The following is a 21764-nucleotide window of genomic DNA, read 5'->3' as shown; positions in this document are numbered from 1 at the left end:
TCAAGTGTTACTTAGAGTATAATTCCACTATTAGATTTTCGTTGATATCTGATGGTAAATCAGAACGCTCAGGAACGTTCTTGAATGTCCCTTCCATCTTCTTCTCATCAACTTCAACCCAAACAGGTTTATCTTTTTGTGAGGCCAATTCTAAAGCAGCGACGATACGCGCTTGAGTCTTAGACTTCTCACGGATTGAAATCACATCTGAAGCAGACACTTTGTAAGAAGGTACATTAACAGTCTTACCATTTACCAAAATCGCTTTATGGCTAACTAACTGACGTGCTTCAGCACGAGTAGAGCCAAAGCCCATGCGGTAAACAACGTTATCTAAACGTGATTCCAATAGTTGAAGCAGGTTTTCACCTGTCGCCCCTTTTAAACGGGCTGCTTCTTTATAGTAGTTACGGAACTGCTTTTCAAGTACACCGTAAATACGACGAACTTTTTGCTTCTCACGAAGCTGCAAACCGTAGTCAGAAAGACGAGGACGTCGAGCTCCGTGGAAACCGGGCGCCTGGTCAATTTTACATTTATCTTCGATAGCACGAACACCGCTTTTCAGCATCAAATCGACGCCTTCGCGACGTGCTAACTTTAATTTAGGTCCAATATATCTTGCCATCTGTCAATTCTCCAGCTGTACCTAATCGTTACACGCGGCGCTTTTTAGGCGGGCGACATCCGTTATGCGGGATTGGAGTAACATCAGTGATGTTAGTAATCTTAAATCCAGCATTGTTTAAAGCACGAACAGCAGACTCACGGCCTGGTCCAGGGCCCTTGACGAATACTTCCATATTCTTCATGCCCATTTCTTTAACCATTTCAGCAACGCGGTCAGCAGCGACCTGTGCAGCAAATGGAGTGCTTTTACGTGAACCACGGAAACCAGAACCACCAGCAGTAGCCCAAGCCAACGCGTTTCCTTGACGATCAGTAACAGTCACGATGGTGTTGTTGAAAGACGCGTGAATGTGCGCCATTCCATCAACTACGTGCTTTTTGACCTTTTTACGAGAACGAGGTGATTTTGCCATAGCTGTTATCTCTTAATTGGTTTACGTGGGCCCTTACGGGTACGTGCGTTTGTTTTGGTACGCTGTCCACGGACAGGCAGGCTTCTTCTGTGACGAATGCCACGGAAACAACCAAGATCCATTAAGCGTTTGATATTCATAGAAACTTCACGACGCAAGTCACCTTCAACAGTGAATTTTGCAACTTCGCCACGAAGTGATTCAACTTCGGCTTCAGTCAGATCACGGATCTTGCGGCTAGCTTCAATACCAGCGGCTTCACAGATCTGCTGTGCGCGAGTTCGGCCAATTCCGTAGATCGATGTCAACGCAATTACCGAATGCTTATTAACTGGAATGTTAATACCAGCGATACGGGCCATTTACTTAACTCCCAAATTTCAGTTTCAAGTGCTAAGACGTCTTAAATAAGAAAAGACACCTTGCAAAAAGGCGCGACATAATAGCCTTGAAACGATTAAAAATCAACCTGTTAATATAATTTGTTAATCTCTCTTAAGAGATATGATGAGGAAGTATCCTTATTAACCCTGACGCTGTTTATGGCGCGGGTCAGAACAAATTACTCGAACACTGCCGTTTCTGCGAATAACTTTGCATTCACGACAGATTTTTTTAACAGAAGCTCGAACTTTCATTTTCGTACTCCAATTTCAATGAAACACCAAAATCCTATCGGATCCCGGTAGCCCCATAGTTTTTAAAGTTGGCCTTTTTCAACACTGACTCGTAGTCTCTGGAAATCAAGTGCGCTTGAACTTGCGACATAAAATCCATAATAACAACAACAATAATCAATAATGAGGTTCCACCGAAGTAGAAAGGCACTTGCCAGAATAAGATCATAAACTCAGGCAACAAGCAGACCGCTGTTATATACAGTGCACCTACTAGCGTTAAGCGAGTCATTACCTTATCAATATATTTGGAGGTTTGCTCACCAGGACGAATCCCGGGGATGAACGCTCCAGACTTTTTCAACTGATCGGCAGTATCACGAGGATTGTATACCAATGCAGTATAGAAGAAGCAGAAGAACATGATGCCTGCGCCATAAATCAAGATATATAGCGGGTTTCCTGGCTGCATTTGATTAGCCACGTTTTGTAACCACAACCAGTCTTCACCTTTGCTCGCACCCACCCACTGGGCAATAGTGCCAGGGAAAAGAATGATACTGGAAGCAAATATAGCAGGAATAACACCAGCCATATTCACTTTAAGTGGTAAATGCGAAGACTGTGCCTGATACATTCTGCGGCCTTGTTGTTTTTGTGCGTAGTTAACGACAATACGTCGTTGTCCGCGCTCCATAAATACAACAAATGCAGTAACCAGTAAAACCACAGCTAGAATCAACAACAAAGCAAGGATGTTCATTTCGCCCTGGCGCGCTTGCTCAAAAGTTTGACCAAGAGCAGTTGGTAACCCGGCAACGATACCGATAAAAATCAATACCGAAATACCATTACCAATACCGCGCTCGTTGATTTGTTCACCTAACCACATCAAAAACATAGTACCAGTCACCAAGCTGACAATAGCGCCGAAGTAGAAGCTAAAGCCAGGGTTTGGAACTAGTCCAGGCATCAAATTAGGGAAGTTAGTCGCTATTCCGATAGCCTGTAGACACGCTAAAGCAAAAGTTAGATAGCGCGTGTACTGATTAATCTTACGACGACCAGCTTCACCTTCTTTTTTAATTTCCTGAAGTTTAGGCTCAACGAAGCTCATCACCTGAATGATGATCGACGCAGTAATATAAGGCATGATACCGAGCGCAAAGACGCTCGCTCTTTCTAAAGCTCCACCGGAAAATACGTTGAACAACGCCAAAATAGTACCAGACTGTTGATCCATCAACTGCGCTAACACGCTTGAATCAATTCCCGGTACCGGCACAAAAGAGCCTAATCGGAAAATAATGATCGCTGTTAGCACAAACAGCAAGCGCTGTTTCAGCTCGGTTAAACCGCCGCCTGATTTTTTTTCTACTGGAGCTTTAGCCATTTCTTATCAAAACCCTAAAAAAGCCTAAATCAAGTACAAGCTTATGCTTGAACACTTCCGCCAGCAGCTTCAATAGCTGCTTGTGCGCCTTTAGTCACTCTTACACCATCGCCGATAGTTACTTTACGGTCGATAGAGCCAGAAAGCATGATTTTAACCTGCTCAATGTTCTTGGTGATCAGGCCAGCTGCACGCAAAGAAAGAAGATCGATAGTTTCGCCTTCAACTTTCTTTAACTCACTCAAACGAACTTCAGCAGAAACCAAAGACTTTCTTGAAGTAAAACCAAACTTTGGAAGACGCTGTTTCAAAGGCATTTGACCACCTTCAAAACCTGGCTTAACTTTACCACCAGAGCGTGACTTCAAACCTTTGTGACCACGGCCACAGGTTTTACCTAAAGTTGAACCGATACCACGGCCAACTCGCTTGGCATTTTTCTTTGAACCTTCAGCAGGACTTAGAGTATTTAATCTCATGATATTAGTCCTCCACACGAACCATGTAGTTGATAGTGTTGACCATACCGCGAGTTGAAGGTGTATCTTCAACTTCAACAGTGTGCCCAATGCGACGTAAACCTAATCCCATCAAGCAAGCCTTATGATTTTTCAAACGGCCATTTGATGATTTGGTTTGAGTAACTTTCATGAATTTTTTTGCAGCCATGATTTTTACTCCATAATCTCGGCAACAGACTTACCACGCTTAGAAGCAACAGACTCTGGAGAGAACATGTCACTTAAACCGCGGATAGTTGCGCGAACGATGTTGATTGGGTTTGTCGAACCGATGCTTTTAGCCAATACGTTTTCTACGCCAACAACTTCAAATACAGAACGCATTGCACCACCGGCGATGATACCAGTACCAGGTGAAGCAGGCTGCATGTAAACTTTAGATGCGCCGTGTCTTGCGTTGATTGGATGTTGTAACGTGTGTCCGTCTTTCAGTTCAACCTGAATCATATTGCGACGAGCCTGTTCCATTGCTTTTTGGATTGCAGCAGGTACTTCACGTGCCTTACCACGACCAAAACCAACTTTACCGTTGCCATCGCCAACAACCGTTAATGCTGTGAAAGAGAAAATTCGACCACCTTTAACCACTTTAGAAACACGGTTAACGTTGACCAACTTTTCTACCAGACCTTCGGTGTTATTTGCTTCTTGTCTAGCCATTTGTCATACCCTTAAAACTGAAGACCATTTTCGCGTGCAGAATCGGCTAACGCCTTTACACGACCATGGTATTTAAAACCAGAGCGGTCAAAAGCAACTTTTGAAACGCCCGCTTCAGTAGCACGCTTGGCAACCAATGCACCAACAGCTTTAGCTGTTTCAACATTACCTGTAGCGTGACCGCCTGCTTTAATGTCTTTTTCGACACTAGAAGCAGTCGCCAGGACTTTTCCACCATCGGCAGAGATAACCTGAGCGTAAATGTGGCGAGGTGTACGATTAACAACTAAACGAGTGGCACCTAGCTCTTTCATTTTCATACGACCTTTAGTCGCACGACGAATTCTAGCTTGTTTCTTATTCATGACGCTGCCCTACTTTTTCTTAGCTTCTTTACGACGGATGTGTTCATCCGCGTATTTCACACCTTTACCTTTATAAGGCTCTGGTGGACGATAAGCTCTGATGTTTGCTGCTACCTGACCGACCAATTGTTTGTCGACCCCTTTAACTACGATTTCAGTATTTGAAGGAGTTTCAATAGTAATCCCTTCAGGTACTTCGTAGACAACCGGGTGAGAGAAACCAAGGGTTAGGTCAAGGTTCTTACCTTGTGCTTTAGCACGGTAACCAACACCAACCAATTGCAGCTTCTTTTCAAAACCTTCAGATACGCCAGTAACCATATTGTTAACCAGTGAACGCATAGTACCTGAAAGCGCTTTCGCGCCTGGCATACCGTCACGGCCAGCAAAAGTGATTTGGCTATCTTCTACATTAACGTCAACTGAAGCATGAATATCTTGCTTCAATTCGCCTTTGCTACCCTTAACAGACAATGTTACACCTTTAAGGTCAACAGTTACGCCTGATGGGATAACAACTGGATTATTTGCTACTCTAGACATTTTCTGGTTCTCCCTTAAGACACGATGCAGAGAACTTCGCCGCCGTGGCCGGCTTTGCGTGCAGCGCGGTCAGTCATCACACCTTGATTGGTTGATACGATCGCGATGCCCAAGCCATCAAGAACACGAGGTAGCTCAGTAGACTTTTTATAAATACGCAGACCAGGACGACTAACACGCTTGATGTTATCGATAACAGGTGATCCCTGGTGGTATTTCAACTCAATAGACAACTCGGATTTACCGCTGTCTTCTTTTTTTGCAAAGTCAGTAATGTAACCTTCAGCCTTTAAAACTTCAGCGATAGAAGTCTTCAGCTTAGAAGAAGGCATGGAAACGACTTTTTTGCCTGCTGATTGCCCGTTACGGATGCGAGTCAGCATATCAGCAATAGGATCTTGCATGCTCATATTGATTCTCCCAACAAATTACCAGCTAGCTTTCACTAGGCCAGGAACATTACCTTTCATCGCTTGCTCTCGTAACTTATTACGGCATAAACCGAATTTACGAAGGTAAGCGTGCGGACGACCGGTCATACGACAGCGGTTACGTTGACGAACTGGGCTAGCGTCACGTGGTAGCTTTTGTAGTGCTACCTGAGCTTCCCAACGTTCTTCGTCGCTTTTGTTGAGGTCAGCAATAATCGCCTTAAGCTCGGCACGCTTTTGAGCGTACTTAGCTACTGTGCGAGCGCGTTTTGCTTCGCGCTGTACCATTGATACTTTAGCCATTGATTTACCCCTTAGCCTTTAAGCGGGAAGTTAAACGCGCCTAAAAGCTCGCGTCCTTCTTCGTCAGTGTTCGCAGTGGTAGTGATGGTAATATCCATACCACGGATCTTGTCGACTTTGTCGTAATCAATCTCAGGGAAAATGATTTGCTCTTTTACACCCATAGAGTAATTACCACGACCGTCGAACGACTTGGGATTCAAACCACGGAAGTCACGAATACGAGGGATCGCAATCGTGATTAAACGCTCCATGAATTCCCACATACGCTCACCGCGAAGTGTTACTTTAGCGCCAATAGGGTAGTCGTCACGAATTTTGAAGCCCGCAATAGATTTACGTGCTTTAGTAACAACAGGCTTTTGGCCCGAGATTGCTGCCAGGTCTCCGCAAGCGTTCTCTAGAACTTTTTTATCCCCTACAGCTTCACCCAGACCCATGTTTAATGTGATCTTGGTAATCTTAGGGACTTGCATGACAGACTTGTAGCCAAACTTTTCAATCAAAGCTTTAACTACACTTTCTTTATAGTGGTCTTGCAGTTTCGCCATTTCTTACACCAAATTGATAAAAAAACGATTAGCAGACGATTACCTCAGAGATTTTCCCCAAGGACTCGCCTGCATACCTTTACTTAATGTAAATTAGTCGATCAATTCGCCGTTCGATTTAAAAATTCGAACACGCTTACCGTCTTCTTCTACCTTAATTCCAACACGATCGGCTTTGCCGGTCGCTGGATTAAAGATTGCTACATTAGAGATATCCATAGAGGCTTCTTTCTCTACGATTCCGCCCTGGATACCTGCTTGTGGGTTAGGTCGAACATGCTTTTTAATCATGTTACAGCCTTCAACCACAACTCGGTTCTTGTCGGCAATGATTTTAGAAATCTTACCGCGTTGGCCGTTGCTTTTACCTGTAAGAACGATAACTTCGTCGCCAGTTTTCAACTTTCGCATGTCATCTCTCCTACAATACTTCTGGAGCCAAAGAAACGATTTTCATAAACTTGTCACCACGAAGTTCGCGAGTAACAGGTCCGAAAATACGAGTACCTATTGGCTGCAGGTTTGCATTCAAAAGAACCGCAGCGTTGCCATCAAAACGGATCAGAGAACCGTCTGGACGACGTACACCTTTACGGGTTCTTACAACAACCGCGTTTAAAACATCACCCTTTTTCGCTTTACCGCGAGGGATAGCTTCTTTAACGCTTACCTTGATCACGTCACCGATTCTTGCGTAACGGCGGTGTGATCCTCCAAGAACCTTAATACACTGAACTCGACGTGCACCGCTATTATCAGCCACGTCAAGCTGGGTTTGCATCTGGATCATTGGTTTTCTCCAAGAATTCCCGCTCTATATCCACGCAATCGCCTAAAAATCAAGCAGATTTAAGGCCATGCCGCGCAAAAGGAGCGGGAGTATACCATCATTCAATTGATTCAGCTACGGTAAAGATAAGGAATTTTCCAAATCTTTAGTTAGCTTTTTCAACAACCTCAACTAACTGCCAAGTCTTGTTCTTAGAAAGCGGTCTGCTTTCTACAACAGTGACAGTGTCGCCTACTCTGCACTCATTGGCTTCGTCATGCGCATGAACTTTAGTAGAACGCTTGATAAACTTTCCATATAAAGGATGCTTAACTTGACGCTCAACTTTAACAGTGATGGTTTTATCCATCTTGTCGCTGACGACTTTACCAGTCAGAGTACGCTTGATTACTTTCTGCTCACTCATTAGTTCTGCTCTCCGGTAGAAGCCTTCTGATTAAGTACAGTCTTAACTCGCGCAATGTCGCGACGTACGTTTTTCAACGTATGAGTCTGATTAGACTGTCCAGTTGCTTTCGCCATTCGCAGATTGAACTGCTCTTTGCGTAGCTCAAGTAGCTCGTTGTTGAGCTCCTCGACGCTTTTATCTTTCAACTCTGAAGCTTTCATTTACAGTACCGTCCGCTTAACAAAAGTTGTTTTAAAAGGAAGTTTAGCTGCTGCTAATGCAAAAGCATCACGCGCTAAACCTTCTGGCACACCTTCAACTTCGAACAACATACGTCCTGGCTGAATTTGTGCTACCCAATATTCCACACTACCTTTACCTTTACCCATACGAACTTCCAAAGGTTTTTTGGTAATCGGCTTGTCTGGGAAGACACGGATGTAGACTTTACCTTGACGACGCATATGACGAGTCATAGCACGACGAGCAGCCTCGATTTGACGAGCGGTCATACGTCCACGTGCAGCAGACTTAAGACCAAACTCACCAAAGCTTACCGTGTGGTTAACAACACCGCGATTGCGGCCGGTGTGTTGCTTACGAAATTTCGTTCTTTTTGGTTGTAACATGGTCTATTCCCCTACTGTTTCTTAGCTCGGGAAGGTTTCTTTTTCGGCTTCTCTTCGGCCACAACTTGTGGCTCATCACCGAATACCTCACCTTTGAAAATCCAGACCTTAACACCAATAATTCCGTAGGTGGTTGCAGCTTCAGCAGTTGCATAGTCGATGTCAGCACGCAATGTGTGCAATGGCACTCGACCTTCACGATACCACTCAGCACGAGCAATATCTGCGCCGCCTAAACGACCACTTACTTGAACCTTGATACCTTCAGCGCCTGCACGCATAGTGTTTTGAACGGCACGCTTCATAGCACGACGGAACATAACACGACGCTCTAACTGCTGAGCAATGCTATCAGCAACCAATTGCGCATCTAGTTCTGGCTTACGTACTTGCTCAATATTGATTTGAGTTTGTACGCCAGTCATTTGAGAAACTTTCTTACGTAGCTTTTCAATGTCTTCGCCTTTCTTACCAATCACAATACCTGGACGGGCAGTGTGGATAGTAACGCGAAGCGCTTTCGCTGGACGCTCGATATCGATTTTAGAAACCGAAGCGCGAGAAAGTTCGTTCATTAACCATTCGCGAATTTTGATATCGCTTTCCAAGAAATCCGCATATTCACCGCGTTCTGCATACCAAATAGAGCTATGCTTTTTAACGATGCCAAGACGGATACCATTTGGATGTACTTTTTGACCCATGGATCTATCTCCTAGTTATCCGAAACTTTAACGGTGATATGACAAGAACGCTTAAAAATGCGATCCGCTCTACCCTTCGCACGCGTTTTGATACGCTTTAGCGTTGGGCCTTCATCTACAAAAATTGTAGAAACTTTTAGTTCATCGATGTCTGCACCATCATTATGCTCAGCATTAGCGATGGCAGAATCTAAAACTTTTTTGATAATGTCTGCAGCTTTTTTATTGCTGAACTTCAGCATGTTCAAAGCTTTTTCTACCGGCAGACCTCTCACCTGATCAGCTACCAAACGAGCTTTTTGAGGAGAGATACGTGCGTGACGTAAAACAGCTTGAGTTTCCATCATCTATCTCCTATCGCTTCGCTTTCTTGTCTGCAACATGACCTTTATAAGTACGAGTTGGAGCAAATTCACCCAACTTGTGACCTACCATGTCTTCGTTGATCAGAACAGGTACGTGTTGACGTCCATTATGAACGGCAATCGTCAATCCAACCATCTCAGGATAGACAGTTGAACGTCGAGACCAGGTTTTAATCGGCTTTCTGTTATTTGAGGCCACTGCATCTTCAACTTTCTTAAGCAGATGAAGATCAATAAATGGGCCTTTCTTTAGTGAACGTGGCACGATTGATTCCTCTATGTTCTAGCTAACAGCTATTTACGGTTACGGCGACGGACAATTAACTTGTCTGTACGCTTGTTACTACGAGTCTTTTTGCCCTTAGTTGGTACACCCCATGGAGTTACAGGATGTCTACCACCTGAGGTACGTCCCTCACCACCACCATGTGGATGGTCGACTGGGTTCATAGCAACGCCTCGAACAGTAGGTCGTACACCACGCCATCTTGTTGCACCCGCTTTACCGAGTGAACGTAGCATATGTTCAGCGTTACCAACTTCCCCAACTGTTGCACGACATTCAGCAAGAACTTTACGCATTTCACCGCTTCTTAAACGAAGAGTTGCGTAAGCACCGTCACGAGCAACGAGTTGAACGTAAGTACCAGCACTACGTGCGATCTGAGCGCCTTTACCAGGCTTCATTTCAACACAGTGAACTGTTGTACCTACTGGAATATTTCTCATAGGTAAAGTGTTACCAACTTTGATTGGCGCATCTTCACCAGAAACGATTTTATCACCTGCTTTCAAACCTTTAGGCGCGATAATGTAGCGACGCTCACCATCGGCATAAAGTACTAGCGCGATATTTGCACTACGGTTTGGATCGTATTCGAGACGCTCAATTGTCGCTGGAATACCATCTTTGTTTCGTTTGAAATCGATGATTCTGTAATGTTGCTTATGGCCTCCACCAACGTGACGAACAGTAATTCGACCGTTGTTGTTACGACCACCGCTTTTAGACTTTTTGTCCAACAAAGGAGCATGTGGTGCACCTTTATGCAGATCTGGATTTACCACTTTGACGACAAAGCGACGACCTGGCGATGTTGGTTTAGCTTTCATTAGAGCCATTTTCTTACCCCTTCGCTTACTCGGCGCCTACAAAGTCGATGTCCTGACCTTCTTGCAGTGACACGTAGGCTTTTTTCCAATCAGAACGACGTCCGGAAACCTGACCAGTGCGCTTGGTTTTACCCTTGGCAACGGCAGTAGTTACTCGCTCAACTTTAACGTCGAACATAGCCTCTACAGCTTTTTTGATTTCCAATTTAGTCGCGTTTTTTGCAACTTTAAAAACAAACTCGCCTTTTTCAGCAGCAATGCTTGCTTTTTCAGATACGTGTGGAGCTAACAGGATGCTCATGATTCTTTCTTGGTTCATCCCCACATCTCCTCAAATTTTTTCACTGCGTCTACAGTCATGATTACTTTATCGAAAGCAATCAGGCTGACAGGATCACAAGCTTGAACGTCACGAACGTCAACTTTGTGCAAGTTGCGTGAAGCCAAGTACAAGTTCTCTTCAACGTCAGTAGTAACGATTAATGCGTCAGAAACACCAAACTCGCCTAACTTTTTAACAAGTTCTTTAGTTTTAGGAGCATCAATTGCGAAAGACTCTACAACTAAAAGACGATCTTGACGAATCAACTCAGACAAGATGCACTGCATAGCACCGCGATACATTTTGCGGTTAACTTTTTGTGAGTGATCTTGTGGACGAGCAGCGAAAGTTGTACCACCGGTGCGCCAGATTGGGCTACGGATTGTACCAGCACGAGCACGGCCAGTACCTTTTTGACGCCATGGCTTAGCGCCACCGCCACTTACTTCGCTACGAGTTTTTTGCTTACGAGTACCAGCACGAGCACCAGCCATATATGCAACAACTACCTGATGAACCAACGCTTCGTTGAATTCACGACCAAAAGTCGTTTCAGATACTTCTACTGCAGAGCCTTTTCCGCTACCAGCAACAGCTAAATTAATTTCCATTCTCTAATCCCCCTAAACCTTAACTGCTGGGCGAACGATAACGTCACCGCCAGTAGCCCCAGGTACGGCGCCTTTAATTAGAAGAATATTGCGCTCAGCGTCAACACGAACTACAGAAAGATTTTGTGTAGTTACTTGCTCAGCACCCATGTGGCCAGACATTTTCTTACCCTTGAAAACTTTACCGGGTGACTGGTTCTGACCGATAGAACCATTTGAACGGTGAGACAAAGAGTTACCGTGAGTCATATCTTGACTATGGAAGTTCCAACGCTTGATACCGCCCTGGAAACCCTTACCTTTCGATGTACCAGTAACATCAACAATTTGACCATCTTCGAAGATATCAACTTTGATCTCTCCGCCAGCTTCAAATCCTTCAAGAGAATCCGTACGGAACTCCCAAAGTCCACGGCCAGCTTCTACGCCAGCTTTTTTGAAGTGACCAGCTTCAGGCTTGGTTACACGATTTGCTTTACGCACACCGGTAGTTACCTGAATTGCCTGGTAGCCGTCGTTTTCTTGTGTTTTAACCTGAGTGATGCGATTCGGCTCAACTTCAATGACTGTCACAGGAGTTGAAACACCGTTTTCATCAAACACTCGGGTCATGCCGCATTTGCGACCAACAATTCCGATTGCCATTTTAAAAACCCTCTAAATATGTTGCAGAAGCCTACAACTGATATTTATTAACCTAAGGCGCTAAATTAGCGCGCAAAATCACTTACAAACGTATCAGTCTTATGAAAGGCTGATTTGAACGTCTACACCTGCAGCCAAGTCAAGCTTCATTAAAGCATCAACTGTTTTTTCTGTAGGCTCTTCGATATCTACCATTCGCTTGTGAGTTCTAATTTCATATTGATCTCGAGCGTCTTTGTTGACGTGTGGAGAGATCAGAACCGTATAACGCTCTTTGCGAGTCGGTAACGGGATAGGACCACGAACTTGTGCACCGGTGCGCTTTGCAGTATTAACAATCTCAACTGTTGATAAATCAATCAGCTTATGATCAAACGACTTTAAGCGTATTCGGATTCGCTGCTTAGCCATGCAAAGAATCTCCAAAGTTAAAAATTAAACGTTAAAAATCCGCCTCTCCCATTATCAAGGAGTGCGGTATAAATTCTTTTCAGCCAAAATCAGGCTGACTGTTCAGGGCTTAAGGTGTTCATTTCAGCCCGCTGAAAGCCTTAATTAATGCGGCTTTCATCAGTTTCCCGCTTGGATTCATCCAAATTGGGAGCGCGATTATATAGAAATAGATTCGGAATTACAACTCTATTTTGAGCATTTAGTGTCCAACGAGCTATGAAAAATAGTAGCTCGTGAGTCGGGCTATCGTTGAGTCGATTGTGGTATAAGGACGCGGGTCAGTATAGCCTGTTTCACTAAATTTAAGGTAGTGGCTACTGCAAAAGACCAGTATATTGATAGTAAGTGCCTCGAATAAAACCGAAGTGATATCTTAATAAGGCTTTGTTAAGGCACTTGGACTGTTGTCCATTAAGCGGTAACTCAGCAGACTCCTGGCGAATTATCACTTCACGATAGTTGCGCCCGCCGAGGTTAACAACCTGAGGCTTTCTCTTAAAACGTCCGGCTTTGTCGTGGGTAATAATGACTCTAGCCCTGATTCTTCTTTCCTTGGATTCTTCAATTACAACTCCTTTTTCGCCATTAGAGAGCTCTACCGCACTGCCTGCCGGATAAAGACCAACTGCTTGAATAAGTTCTTCAATCAAGTCTGCATCGAATAAGCGGTCTCGACACCAGTATACTCGACATAATGACTGACCGACTGTTCTTCTACGGTTTTGCCTGATGGGGTACATACAAAGATCAAAGGTTTCAGCCAGTCCAGCTATCTGTGAAAGATAGTGGATTGCCCTTCCTTGCTTCTGATGAGGAAAACCCGAGCCATCTAAACGCTCTGTCATATTGGCCAGAATTATCAGAACTTTCTTTTCTATTTTACTGTGTGCTAACTTCTTCAAAGCGATACTGGACCATTTGGCAAAATCGGGATGAATATCCGGATTATCGCAATGCTGCCAGTCTTTTTTGTCGAGATAAATTTTTCCTACCCCAGACAATAGTATTGCCTGATTCAATTGCTGCAATGCCGACTTGATAAGGCCCATCGAGCGCCCGACAAGGCTCGCCCAGATTGCGGTACGTAAACAATGGTCAAATACCGCACTACCACAAGTTTTAACTCTTGATAACCAGACTAGTGCATCCGGATGCCCGATAATTGAATCCACAATTCCCTTAGACACAGCCTCAAGTTCGCGTGTATTTTTAACACTTCTAATTTCCGGGTCCCTTCGTATAGCATTAATTACCTTGAAAAAGCGTTCAAAAAGGTAAGTTGCCCTGATCAGCTCTTTATTAAGTGGGCGCTGAATTTGATATTTTCGATTGCAATACTTTCTCCATGAACGCAATTTCTTACGTGACTCTTCCAGCCCGACAAATACACCAGTTTGATCGCTAATGTTTTCTAACAGGCTTGGTGTAGTGGACTGAAGACTTTTGGATTGATCAATGAAAAGAGAATTTCCATACTGGGTCAATTCTATTATATCTTCATTGTTTTCAACCAAAACGCCTTCTAGTGGAAATGGGGTCGCACTCCATGGAACCTGTAACTTGGTAACATACATGCCAATACGCAATTCGGTAATTGGAATTTCTGTCGTCTCTATATGTCTAGCCATAATCTACTGCTCACTGGCACATTGTTGTTTAGTGACATATCACTAAACCGGTTCAAACGGGTGTTCCTACACGACTAGGCTATTCCGATTAGCAGGCTTATGATTGGAGATTAGAAAAAGGCGGCAAGAAATATATACAACTACATTGGAAGCCCCTCGATCATAGTCTGAAATTCCAGACCTTAGACAGGTGGCTTTGCGTGCAACTGCTTTCGCTTGTGCTTGCCTTTGTCAAATATCACTTTCAGACTAGATCCAAACCATAAAAGTGTCTAGTAGCTCACATAAATTTCGGCATTTTCTTACATCTGATGAGATTTGAAGTATCGATAACCTTAGCGTTCTTATTAACTTTATGAGATATATTATGAGCAGATATGCTTTTTATAACCAGCAGCAAATCACTTCAAGAGATTTTCTATGGTGTAATAATCACTGATGATATACTGGAAAACACAGCTATCGCTTTATATGAGACATTAATAAATGAGTACTCAAGACACTTATACTGTCTTATTGTCAGGAAGTCTAAACGGAAAGTATCCTGCGAAAATTGCGCACGGTAAACTGGCTGCTTTGTTTAAGCTTTCGCAAGCAGAGATATCTTCTTTACTTGCTGGTGCTCCAAAAGAAGTGAAGTCAGGACTTAGCCATCAGCAAGCCTATAAATATCAACAAATGCTCAAGGCGACAGGTTTTGAGGCGAGCTTATTAAGAGTTCCGGCAATTGAAAAAAGCGCCGAATTTTCTCTGGTTCCCGAAGGCGAAGAAAATACACCCTACCGTGATCTCCTCAAAAAATATAACGATGGAGAAATTGTAGAATGCAAAAAATGTGGGGTTCGACAACCTTTGATGCCTTATTGCCAAAACTGCGGAAAACAACTAGTACCAGTAAAAGTTAATCATGAAGAAAAGCCTACAAACAAACCTCCTACTCTAATCTATGCCGTTCTACTTTTGACCCTCCTGCTGGGATTGCTTATTGCCTACTTGTGGCTCTACTAAGGTCGTATAAATAATCTTGAGAAGCACTTCATAAACGTTCAACTTTGTTCGCTCTGAACCGAGCTTAGCTCAATACGATTTCTCCCCCTATTCTTGGCAAGATATAATGCGTCATCAGCTCGCTTTACGATCGAATCAAGCGTTTCTTTTTGCTCCTTTTCTGCCACTCCCATGCTCACTGTGATTTTTTCATTGGCTAATTCCGCCAGCTCAATATTTTCAAGTCTGCTTTGTATTCTTTTAAATAACTGAACCAAATTCTGACTTTTGCTTCCAGGTAAAACGATTAACCACTCTTCTCCACCCCAACGACCTAAAGCATCACTGGCTCTCAGTGTTTCACTAATCGCTGTTGCTGTTACCTGCAAGACCTGATCACCTATATCGTGCCCATAGACATCGTTAAATCGTTTGAAATAGTCGATATCAAGCATCGCAAGAGAAAGAGGTTGATTTGAGAGCTCTGCTTCCTGAATCGCTCTTTCCGCGAAAACAGTTATGCTCCTACGGTTTCGAGTTTTTGTTAACTCATCAATCAGGGCAAGATCGCGGAATTTCTGTTTGGTCTGAATCTGGAGTTTTAAAATATAGAGCAAAGAGGCCAGAAACATTAACAGGACAAAACCAGCAATCATCATAATAATTTCTTTGTTTTCACTCGCAACCAGCTGCGCTTCTGCTAACTTCTTTTCAGCAAGTAATAACTTATTCACTGTCTCAGCTTCTTTAAGCTCGAACATCGCCTGGTAACGCCTTGTTGCCTGCTCCTGAGTTTCTTTTAGCTGCCTGTTATGTAGTTCTACCCAGCGCTGGTAAGCGTGCAATGCTAAATCCTTGTCTCCTATAAGCCTGTAGACTAAAGCTTCCGACTTCGCCAACGCAATCAGTCTTTTCAATGAGCCGACTTTTTCCACTAGCGGTCTGGCAATCGACAGGTCATGCTCCCATCCGGGTAAGCTCAATCTTGCTTTAAGTCTTGCTCTCAATAAGTGAGTAAGAATTATCATGCCGTTTATTTTGGCTTCATCAAAAACAGGCAGAATATCTTCAATTCGAGAAAGCGATGTGGAGTACATTCCCTCTTCCTCTTCAATTGCCGCCAACTCATAAAGGGCATAGGCACTACCAATAATATCATCGGCCCGTTGTGCGTAGCTCAAAGAAAGTTCTGCATACTTTTTACCTTCACTAAGCTTTCCCATATTTCGAAAAGTTAAGGCTACATTGTAGTAAGTTATCGATGCCTCAATGATATTGTCTTCTACATCAATTAACTCGAGTGATTTCAAATGGAAGTCTATTGCTTGCTGTGGCTGTCCGAGTTCATCATACATTAAAGCAATACTACCCATGGCTTCAGAACGATTTTTGTCGTCTCCTTTTTCAGTGAAAATATCGTTAGCTTCAACCATGACTCTAAGCGCATTTTCAATTGAACCTGACTCATAATGAACGTTGGCTTCAAGCATTAAAACTTCTCCGAGCAAGGTGGAATCGGGAAAGTGTTCGCGCGCGATCTGCGTACCTTTCATTGCATTTTGAGTAGCCTTTTCAAACTCTTGACTAGCGAGACTGGCGATCGCTAACATTCCGTAAAAACGAGCGATATAGTCATAGCTTTGAGTATTCTCAGCTAAAGAAAGCGCTTGCTGAGCAATAGACCGAATTTCGCTTCGTTGTGACAGAAAGTAATGCGCATTGCAGAGTAGATAGTAAACTTCTAGTTGTTTCTTGAAGTGTTTCGAAGATGGTTCACTTATCAGGTATGGCCCCAGCTCATCTACAACCCGCTGAGGCGCAGTCGACAACAACTCCTGATACTCGCTTAAGTTAAGTTCCTCCAGAGACTCGGAGCTTGCATAACAATAGGTTGATGTCAGCCAGATAATGACCAGGCATCGAGTCAGAACAATCAAGTTTACTCGCTGACCAAACATCTTTCTCCCTTGAACTAATCAGGATTAATTCCAGAACCAAGCTTCTTTAATCCATTATAGTCGATGGAAATTCAACTGCAGTAATCGAGAGTTTAGGCAATGCTCGGAAAGAATCGGAATACCACCACAAAGAAAATCGTTACTTCAGGACAAATAACCGGCTAGGTCCGTCATAACCGGGAAGCATAATTTCTTTGTCATAGCGCATCCCTATCTTTTCCAGCACACGAATAGAGCTAGCGTTTTCCAGACTGGTGATTCCGAGGATTTCGCTAAGCCCTAGCTCATTTCTGGCATATTCAAGTGTCGCTGCGGCTGCCTCTGAAGCCAGTCCAGCTCCCCAATACTCAGGCAACAATGCATAACCTATGTCGGGAAAATCCAGGTCTTCTCTTTTAACCAGTCCACACATTCCAATGGGTATCTTTTTTAGTTTCAGCTCAACCAGATACAATCCAAAACCATGCTCCTGGTAGCTTTTAACAGGACCTTCTCTCAGGTAGCGCTCAGCGTCCGCGATTGAGTGAACATTTCGATCTCCAATATTTTCGAGCCACGAAGGCTCATTTACAATGCCTTGAATAAAAGCGGCATCATCCAGAGTCAGTTCTCTTAACTTCAGCCTTTCGGTTTCAATCAGTACCATAACCTTGTAATTCCCTGTTTAACGAAACGCAAATAACAGCATAACAAAAATATCGTGCGATTGCTTCGGGCTGATTACAACAAGAAGTTATTAGACTATGTCCTTGATATTAAAGCAGCTTTACAAACCTAAAAATTCGGAAAAGAGACTCAAAAAATAGTTTGTTCAGCAACACTGATTTTGGCGAATGGTGGTGATATAATCCGCGCCTTTTCCAAAACCTCCTATACTAAAAGTATTTTCGGGTACCTGATTTTGTGTCCCTGAAAGGCTTTAGCGAAGACAAGATTTAAAAAGATGACAGAATTTGCCGTTGGCCAGCGCTGGCTGAGTGAAAATGAAACCGAACTAGGATTAGGAATGGTTCAAAGTGTCGACCACCGTCTGGTCACCATTTTTTATCCCGCAAACGAAGAACAACGAACCTACGCCAAAAACAACGCCCCCTTATCTCGCAAATCTTTTGAGGTGGGGGATTCGATTGAAACACTGCATGGAGAGCAGTTGATTGTTGAAAGCGTCGAGCCCCTAAATGATATTCTGGTCTATATGGCTAAAGATGAAGCGAGTGGTGACATTGTACCGGTACCGGAAACTCAACTCTCTTACCACCTTCAGCTCAACAAAGCTTCAGACAGATTGTTTTCTGGCCAAATTGACTCCAAGCGTTGGTTTGAACTACGCCATGCCGCAATGAAAGCCAAGGAGCGTCAGCAGAGAAGCGAAGTTACCGGACTACAAGGAGCGAGAGTCGATTTGATTGGTCATCAGCTCTACATTGCTTCGGAAGTCGGTAGTCGGTATGCGCCGAGAGTACTATTAGCTGACGAGGTCGGCCTCGGAAAGACAATTGAAGCAGGCTTGATCATACACCAGCAGCTGATTAACCATCGCGCCCACCGGGTGCTAATAGTTGTCCCTCAGCCTTTGGTCAATCAATGGTTTGTAGAAATGATTCGTCGCTTTAATCTGCACTTCAGTATCTTCGATCAGGAACGGATTGAATCACTGACAAGCATGGAAGATCTTGCTCTGGGAGAAGATGTCGACCTGGACCAACTCGAGTTAGAAAACCCGTACCTTTCGGAACAACTCGTTCTGTGCAGTAGTGAATTCCTGGCAGAATGTGACCTAAATCTGATCACTCAAGGTGAGTGGGATCTATTGGTAGTTGATGAAGCTCATCATCTCGAGTGGCACCCTGAGAATCCAGGAAAAGATTACTTGCGTGTTCAGGCTATATCTGAAAATACACCGGGTCTGCTCTTGCTTTCGGCAACGCCAGAGCAACTGGGTCAGGACAGCCACTTTGCCCGATTAAGGTTGCTCGATCCTGACAGGTTCCACAGTCTGGAAGCTTTTAAAGAAGAACAGAATTCCTATCAGCCAATCGCCGAACTGGCTAACCAGGTGATTGAGCAAGAAAGCTGGGATTCGGACTTAAAGAAAAGTTTAAAAAAATACATTGATGATATTGAAATCGACGAGTCAAACCGGGAGGACATAATCGGAGAGCTTATTGATCGAAATGGAACCGGGCGGGTACTTTACCGAAATACCAGAAAACACATCAAAGGATTTCCAAAAAGAAAAGTCATTCCTCATCCAGTAGCCCCTTGCGACAAATATTTTGACGACGTTGGCGAAAACCTGGAAGAAACTATCAATTACCTACTTCATCCGGAAACTCAATATACCGATGAATCCTGGTTGCAATTCGATCCTAGAATCGAATGGCTAAAAGACTTTCTCAAACAAAATCGTGATAAGAAAATACTTATTATTTGTGCACATAAAGATACCGCTATTGCACTTGATTTACATTGTCGCTTTAAGCTTGGAGTGAACTGTTGCACATTCCATGAAGATATGGACCTAATCAGCCGAGACCGAGCGGCAGCGCATTTTGCTGATTCAGAAGACGGTGCGCAAGCCATGTTTTGTTCTGAAATTGGTAGTGAAGGTCGTAATTTTCAATTCAGTCACCAATTAGTGCTAATGGACTTACCGGTAAACCCTGATCTTCTGGAGCAGAGAATTGGCCGTCTCGATAGAATTGGTCAAAAACATGATATTGAAATCCATGTGCCATTTATGCAGAAAAGTGCACAAGAGGTCATTTTCAACTGGTACCATCAAGGTATGAATGCATTTGAAAAAACGAATGCCGCAGGTGCAGCCATATACGCAAAAACCAAGGCATCCCTGTTTGAAGCACTGCTTGGCTATCAAAAAGTTGAAACTCAAAAAACATTGGTAGAAAACACTCAGCAGATTACTGCTGAAATAAATAAGTCAATGGAGTCAGGTCGTGACAGGCTATTGGAAATGGCCTCTTTTGATCAAACAGCAGCCGACGAACTCGTGGAACGTGTTGCGGAAAGAGACAGTCTTGCACCAAGAAGCTTTATGGAGTCGTGCTGGGATCGTTTTGGCGTTAATCTGGAAGAGCACTCAGAAAAATCTTATGTAGTGACTCCAGGTGACCACATGTTTATAGGCAGTTTTCCAGCGCTACCGGAAGATGGCGTTACCGTAACCTACGACAGACAAACCGCACTTTCCAGAGACGATATTCAATTTTTAAGCTGGGAACATCCGATGGTAAGTGGTGCTGTAGAAATGGTACTTTCCGAAGATAAGGGAAATGCTTGTGTTTGTATACTGAAAAACAAGGCAATTAAAGCAGGTACCCTATTGATGGAAGTTCTCTACCATGTGGAATGTGTTGCCCCTAAGTACTTACAGGCACAACGCTTCTTGCCTTTCACATCAATTCGAGTTCTGGTTGATGTCAATGGAAATGATCTGGCAGCAAAAGTTAGCCATGAAGGGCTAAGCAAGCAATGCAAAAAATTACAGAAAAATTCTGGTCGACAGGTATTAAAAAGCGAAGAAAGAACACTTAAGAAAATGCTGGAAAAAGCAGAGATAAAAGCCAAAGCACATTCTAAGGAAATTCTCGATGGTGTTCTTGGCAAAATGCAACACAAGCAGAAGGAAGAGCTCAACCGCTTGCTTTCTCTACAAAAAAAGAATCCAAATATTCGTGAAGAAGAAATCGATTTTGTTAAAAGTCAGACCGAGCTTCTTACCAGATATATCGGTAGCACGGATCTTCAACTGGATGCGGTAAGGGTAATAGTGGCGGTTTAATTGGCCGTCCTACAGCACGCGATAAGGACATAATTAGAGATAAAATACTTGCTTACCTCTTCTAACAATAGCAATGAAAAATAAAAAATCTGACTTGGCTGAAATAAAAGAAGCAAAGCTTTATTTATGGCCAATGCGAGCACTTACAATCGGTACTGTAAATGGCGACTTCTGCACTAATAACATCATGAATTCATTAGTCATCAGCGCTAATAGCCCTATTGTTATAGAAGGTACAAATTCACAGATATCTCGTTCCAAATATTTAGAGTCAAAAGCGGTTTTAATTGAACCAGCGAGTAAACTTAAGCTTAGTGTTAAAAACAGTCGCCTCTTCATTCTATCATTAACTCCCCTGACAGCAGATATAGAATTTCTTCTCGCAAACTACTCCTTAGAAGATAATGAAGCTTTCTCTCTCTTTAGGGAGTTTCCTCACTCGCTTATATCAGCGTTTCTAAAAATCGACTCTACTGGCCTTGATGCTTCAAAAGCAAGTGATTTAATCAGCAAGGCCCTCAACCCCAATAATCTGGATATTTCTTCCAAAGTGAGGGAATCTAGAATTAGACACTTGGCCCTATCAATGTTAAATAATCCAAATGAGATTTCAACAAGCGAAGAGCATGCCAAGCAAATAGGATTGAGCAAATACAGAATGCTTCATTTATTTAAGTCTGAGCTAGGAATGACTTGGGGAAACTTCAAAAAAATATGTAAACTCAAAGCATTTAACTATGCATTTGCCCAACACCAAAAATTAACCGATTCGGCTCACGAAGCAAACTTTACCGACTTAGCTCACTTCAGCAAAACTTTTAAGGGGATTACAGGAAGCAGTCCGAATCAATTTTATGGGAATAGCGAACAATTAAAGATCTATATCGACCAGTCGATTTAATTTCTAGAATACTTCGCCCCCCTTCTCCTTCATCCCCGTTC

Annotated in this window: 32 protein-coding genes and 1 riboswitch; of the genes, 3 read left to right on the top strand and 29 right to left on the bottom strand. The window is 43.4% G+C overall.

Annotated elements, in window-relative coordinates; translation table 11 throughout:
* Positions 1-7: 7 nt before the first annotated feature.
* The 27 genes from rpsD to IYN84_RS11720 form a co-directional block, all read right to left on the bottom strand.
* Positions 8-628, bottom strand: coding sequence for a 30S ribosomal protein S4 (gene rpsD, locus IYN84_RS11850; RefSeq protein WP_196139423.1), 621 nt, complete (start codon positions 626-628; stop codon positions 8-10).
* A 28-nt stretch (positions 629-656) separates the two neighbouring features.
* Positions 657-1043, bottom strand: coding sequence for a 30S ribosomal protein S11 (gene rpsK / locus IYN84_RS11845; RefSeq protein ID WP_142893540.1), 387 nt, complete (start codon positions 1041-1043; stop codon positions 657-659).
* A gap of 5 nt (positions 1044-1048) precedes the next feature.
* Positions 1049-1405, bottom strand: a complete 357-nt coding sequence (rpsM, locus tag IYN84_RS11840; protein ID WP_196139422.1) for a 30S ribosomal protein S13 — start codon at positions 1403-1405, stop codon at positions 1049-1051.
* Positions 1406-1567: 162 nt separating this feature from the next.
* On the bottom strand, positions 1568-1681 hold the full coding sequence (gene rpmJ / locus IYN84_RS11835; protein ID WP_196139421.1) for a 50S ribosomal protein L36: 114 nt from the start codon (positions 1679-1681) through the stop codon (positions 1568-1570).
* A gap of 34 nt (positions 1682-1715) precedes the next feature.
* Positions 1716-3053 carry a preprotein translocase subunit SecY gene (secY, locus tag IYN84_RS11830; RefSeq protein WP_196139420.1) on the bottom strand — a complete coding sequence of 446 codons (1338 nt, stop codon included), beginning with the start codon at positions 3051-3053 and terminating at the stop codon, positions 1716-1718.
* Positions 3054-3094: 41 nt separating this feature from the next.
* Positions 3095-3532 carry a 50S ribosomal protein L15 gene (rplO, locus tag IYN84_RS11825; protein ID WP_196139419.1) on the bottom strand — a complete coding sequence of 146 codons (438 nt, stop codon included), beginning with the start codon at positions 3530-3532 and terminating at the stop codon, positions 3095-3097.
* A 4-nt stretch (positions 3533-3536) separates the two neighbouring features.
* Complete coding sequence (gene rpmD / locus IYN84_RS11820) at positions 3537-3722, bottom strand: 50S ribosomal protein L30 (protein WP_196139418.1); 186 nt, start codon at positions 3720-3722, stop codon at positions 3537-3539.
* A gap of 5 nt (positions 3723-3727) precedes the next feature.
* Entirely contained in the window at positions 3728-4234 is a 507-nt protein-coding gene (rpsE, locus tag IYN84_RS11815) for a 30S ribosomal protein S5 (protein ID WP_196139417.1), read from the bottom strand.
* Between the two features lie 11 nt (positions 4235-4245).
* Positions 4246-4599: a 50S ribosomal protein L18 gene (rplR, locus tag IYN84_RS11810; RefSeq protein WP_196139416.1), complete on the bottom strand. Its 354-nt coding sequence runs from the start codon at positions 4597-4599 to the stop codon at positions 4246-4248.
* 9 nt (positions 4600-4608) lie between these two features.
* Positions 4609-5142 (bottom strand): 50S ribosomal protein L6, encoded by a 534-nt coding sequence (rplF, locus tag IYN84_RS11805; RefSeq protein ID WP_196139415.1) that lies wholly within the window; start codon positions 5140-5142, stop codon positions 4609-4611.
* Between the two features lie 14 nt (positions 5143-5156).
* Positions 5157-5552 (bottom strand): 30S ribosomal protein S8, encoded by a 396-nt coding sequence (rpsH, locus tag IYN84_RS11800; RefSeq protein WP_196139414.1) that lies wholly within the window; start codon positions 5550-5552, stop codon positions 5157-5159.
* 18 nt (positions 5553-5570) lie between these two features.
* Complete coding sequence (gene rpsN, locus IYN84_RS11795; RefSeq protein WP_196139413.1) at positions 5571-5876, bottom strand: 30S ribosomal protein S14; 306 nt, start codon at positions 5874-5876, stop codon at positions 5571-5573.
* A gap of 11 nt (positions 5877-5887) precedes the next feature.
* Positions 5888-6427, bottom strand: coding sequence for a 50S ribosomal protein L5 (gene rplE / locus IYN84_RS11790; protein ID WP_196139412.1), 540 nt, complete (start codon positions 6425-6427; stop codon positions 5888-5890).
* Positions 6428-6520: 93 nt separating this feature from the next.
* A complete protein-coding gene (rplX, locus tag IYN84_RS11785; protein ID WP_196139411.1) occupies positions 6521-6838 on the bottom strand; it encodes a 50S ribosomal protein L24 in 318 nt (105 codons plus the stop codon).
* A 10-nt stretch (positions 6839-6848) separates the two neighbouring features.
* On the bottom strand, positions 6849-7217 hold the full coding sequence (gene rplN / locus IYN84_RS11780; protein ID WP_196139410.1) for a 50S ribosomal protein L14: 369 nt from the start codon (positions 7215-7217) through the stop codon (positions 6849-6851).
* A gap of 145 nt (positions 7218-7362) precedes the next feature.
* Complete coding sequence (rpsQ, locus tag IYN84_RS11775; RefSeq protein WP_196139409.1) at positions 7363-7623, bottom strand: 30S ribosomal protein S17; 261 nt, start codon at positions 7621-7623, stop codon at positions 7363-7365.
* Positions 7623-7826 carry a 50S ribosomal protein L29 gene (rpmC, locus tag IYN84_RS11770; RefSeq protein ID WP_196139408.1) on the bottom strand — a complete coding sequence of 68 codons (204 nt, stop codon included), beginning with the start codon at positions 7824-7826 and terminating at the stop codon, positions 7623-7625. Before rpmC ends, rpsQ begins: the two co-directional genes overlap by 1 nt.
* The gene (gene rplP / locus IYN84_RS11765; protein ID WP_196139407.1) at positions 7827-8234 is read right to left on the bottom strand and encodes a 50S ribosomal protein L16; all 408 of its coding nucleotides are present in this window, start codon (positions 8232-8234) and stop codon (positions 7827-7829) included.
* Between the two features lie 11 nt (positions 8235-8245).
* The gene (gene rpsC, locus IYN84_RS11760) at positions 8246-8938 is read right to left on the bottom strand and encodes a 30S ribosomal protein S3 (protein ID WP_196139406.1); all 693 of its coding nucleotides are present in this window, start codon (positions 8936-8938) and stop codon (positions 8246-8248) included.
* Positions 8939-8949: 11 nt separating this feature from the next.
* The gene (gene rplV / locus IYN84_RS11755; protein WP_196139661.1) at positions 8950-9282 is read right to left on the bottom strand and encodes a 50S ribosomal protein L22; all 333 of its coding nucleotides are present in this window, start codon (positions 9280-9282) and stop codon (positions 8950-8952) included.
* A 10-nt stretch (positions 9283-9292) separates the two neighbouring features.
* Positions 9293-9568: a 30S ribosomal protein S19 gene (rpsS, locus tag IYN84_RS11750; RefSeq protein ID WP_196139405.1), complete on the bottom strand. Its 276-nt coding sequence runs from the start codon at positions 9566-9568 to the stop codon at positions 9293-9295.
* 29 nt (positions 9569-9597) lie between these two features.
* Positions 9598-10425, bottom strand: a complete 828-nt coding sequence (rplB, locus tag IYN84_RS11745; RefSeq protein ID WP_196139404.1) for a 50S ribosomal protein L2 — start codon at positions 10423-10425, stop codon at positions 9598-9600.
* 16 nt (positions 10426-10441) lie between these two features.
* On the bottom strand, positions 10442-10735 hold the full coding sequence (gene rplW / locus IYN84_RS11740) for a 50S ribosomal protein L23 (RefSeq protein WP_196139403.1): 294 nt from the start codon (positions 10733-10735) through the stop codon (positions 10442-10444).
* Positions 10732-11349, bottom strand: coding sequence for a 50S ribosomal protein L4 (rplD, locus tag IYN84_RS11735; protein WP_196139402.1), 618 nt, complete (start codon positions 11347-11349; stop codon positions 10732-10734). Before rplD ends, rplW begins: the two co-directional genes overlap by 4 nt.
* A 12-nt stretch (positions 11350-11361) precedes the next feature.
* Positions 11362-11994, bottom strand: a complete 633-nt coding sequence (rplC, locus tag IYN84_RS11730) for a 50S ribosomal protein L3 (protein WP_196139401.1) — start codon at positions 11992-11994, stop codon at positions 11362-11364.
* A 99-nt stretch (positions 11995-12093) separates the two neighbouring features.
* The gene (rpsJ, locus tag IYN84_RS11725; RefSeq protein WP_196139400.1) at positions 12094-12405 is read right to left on the bottom strand and encodes a 30S ribosomal protein S10; all 312 of its coding nucleotides are present in this window, start codon (positions 12403-12405) and stop codon (positions 12094-12096) included.
* 356 nt (positions 12406-12761) lie between these two features.
* Entirely contained in the window at positions 12762-14075 is a 1314-nt protein-coding gene (locus IYN84_RS11720; RefSeq protein WP_196139399.1) for a DUF3391 domain-containing protein, read from the bottom strand.
* A 144-nt stretch (positions 14076-14219) separates the two neighbouring features.
* A riboswitch (cyclic di-GMP riboswitch) is annotated at positions 14220-14312 on the bottom strand.
* A gap of 249 nt (positions 14313-14561) precedes the next feature.
* Here IYN84_RS11720 and IYN84_RS11715 point away from each other — a divergent pair.
* A complete protein-coding gene (locus IYN84_RS11715) occupies positions 14562-15083 on the top strand; it encodes a hypothetical protein (protein ID WP_196139398.1) in 522 nt (173 codons plus the stop codon).
* A 38-nt stretch (positions 15084-15121) separates the two neighbouring features.
* Here IYN84_RS11715 and IYN84_RS11710 read toward each other — a convergent pair whose 3' ends face one another.
* The gene (locus IYN84_RS11710) at positions 15122-17020 is read right to left on the bottom strand and encodes a GGDEF domain-containing protein (RefSeq protein ID WP_196139397.1); all 1899 of its coding nucleotides are present in this window, start codon (positions 17018-17020) and stop codon (positions 15122-15124) included.
* Positions 17021-17159: 139 nt separating this feature from the next.
* Positions 17160-17666: a GNAT family N-acetyltransferase gene (locus IYN84_RS11705; protein WP_196139396.1), complete on the bottom strand. Its 507-nt coding sequence runs from the start codon at positions 17664-17666 to the stop codon at positions 17160-17162.
* A gap of 297 nt (positions 17667-17963) precedes the next feature.
* Between IYN84_RS11705 and rapA the strand changes: the two genes are divergently transcribed.
* Both rapA and IYN84_RS11695 read left to right on the top strand, forming a co-directional pair.
* A complete protein-coding gene (gene rapA, locus IYN84_RS11700) occupies positions 17964-20822 on the top strand; it encodes an RNA polymerase-associated protein RapA (RefSeq protein WP_196139395.1) in 2859 nt (952 codons plus the stop codon).
* Between the two features lie 73 nt (positions 20823-20895).
* Complete coding sequence (locus IYN84_RS11695) at positions 20896-21723, top strand: AraC family transcriptional regulator (protein ID WP_196139394.1); 828 nt, start codon at positions 20896-20898, stop codon at positions 21721-21723.
* The last annotated feature ends 41 nt before the right edge of the window (positions 21724-21764 follow it).

The sequence above is a fragment of the Aliikangiella sp. G2MR2-5 genome, assembly GCF_015687155.1.
In the GTDB taxonomy this organism is placed as follows: domain Bacteria; phylum Pseudomonadota; class Gammaproteobacteria; order Enterobacterales; family Kangiellaceae; genus Aliikangiella.
The sequence above is the reverse complement of the archived record's forward strand: the minus strand, read 5'-3'. Positions and strand labels throughout refer to the sequence as shown.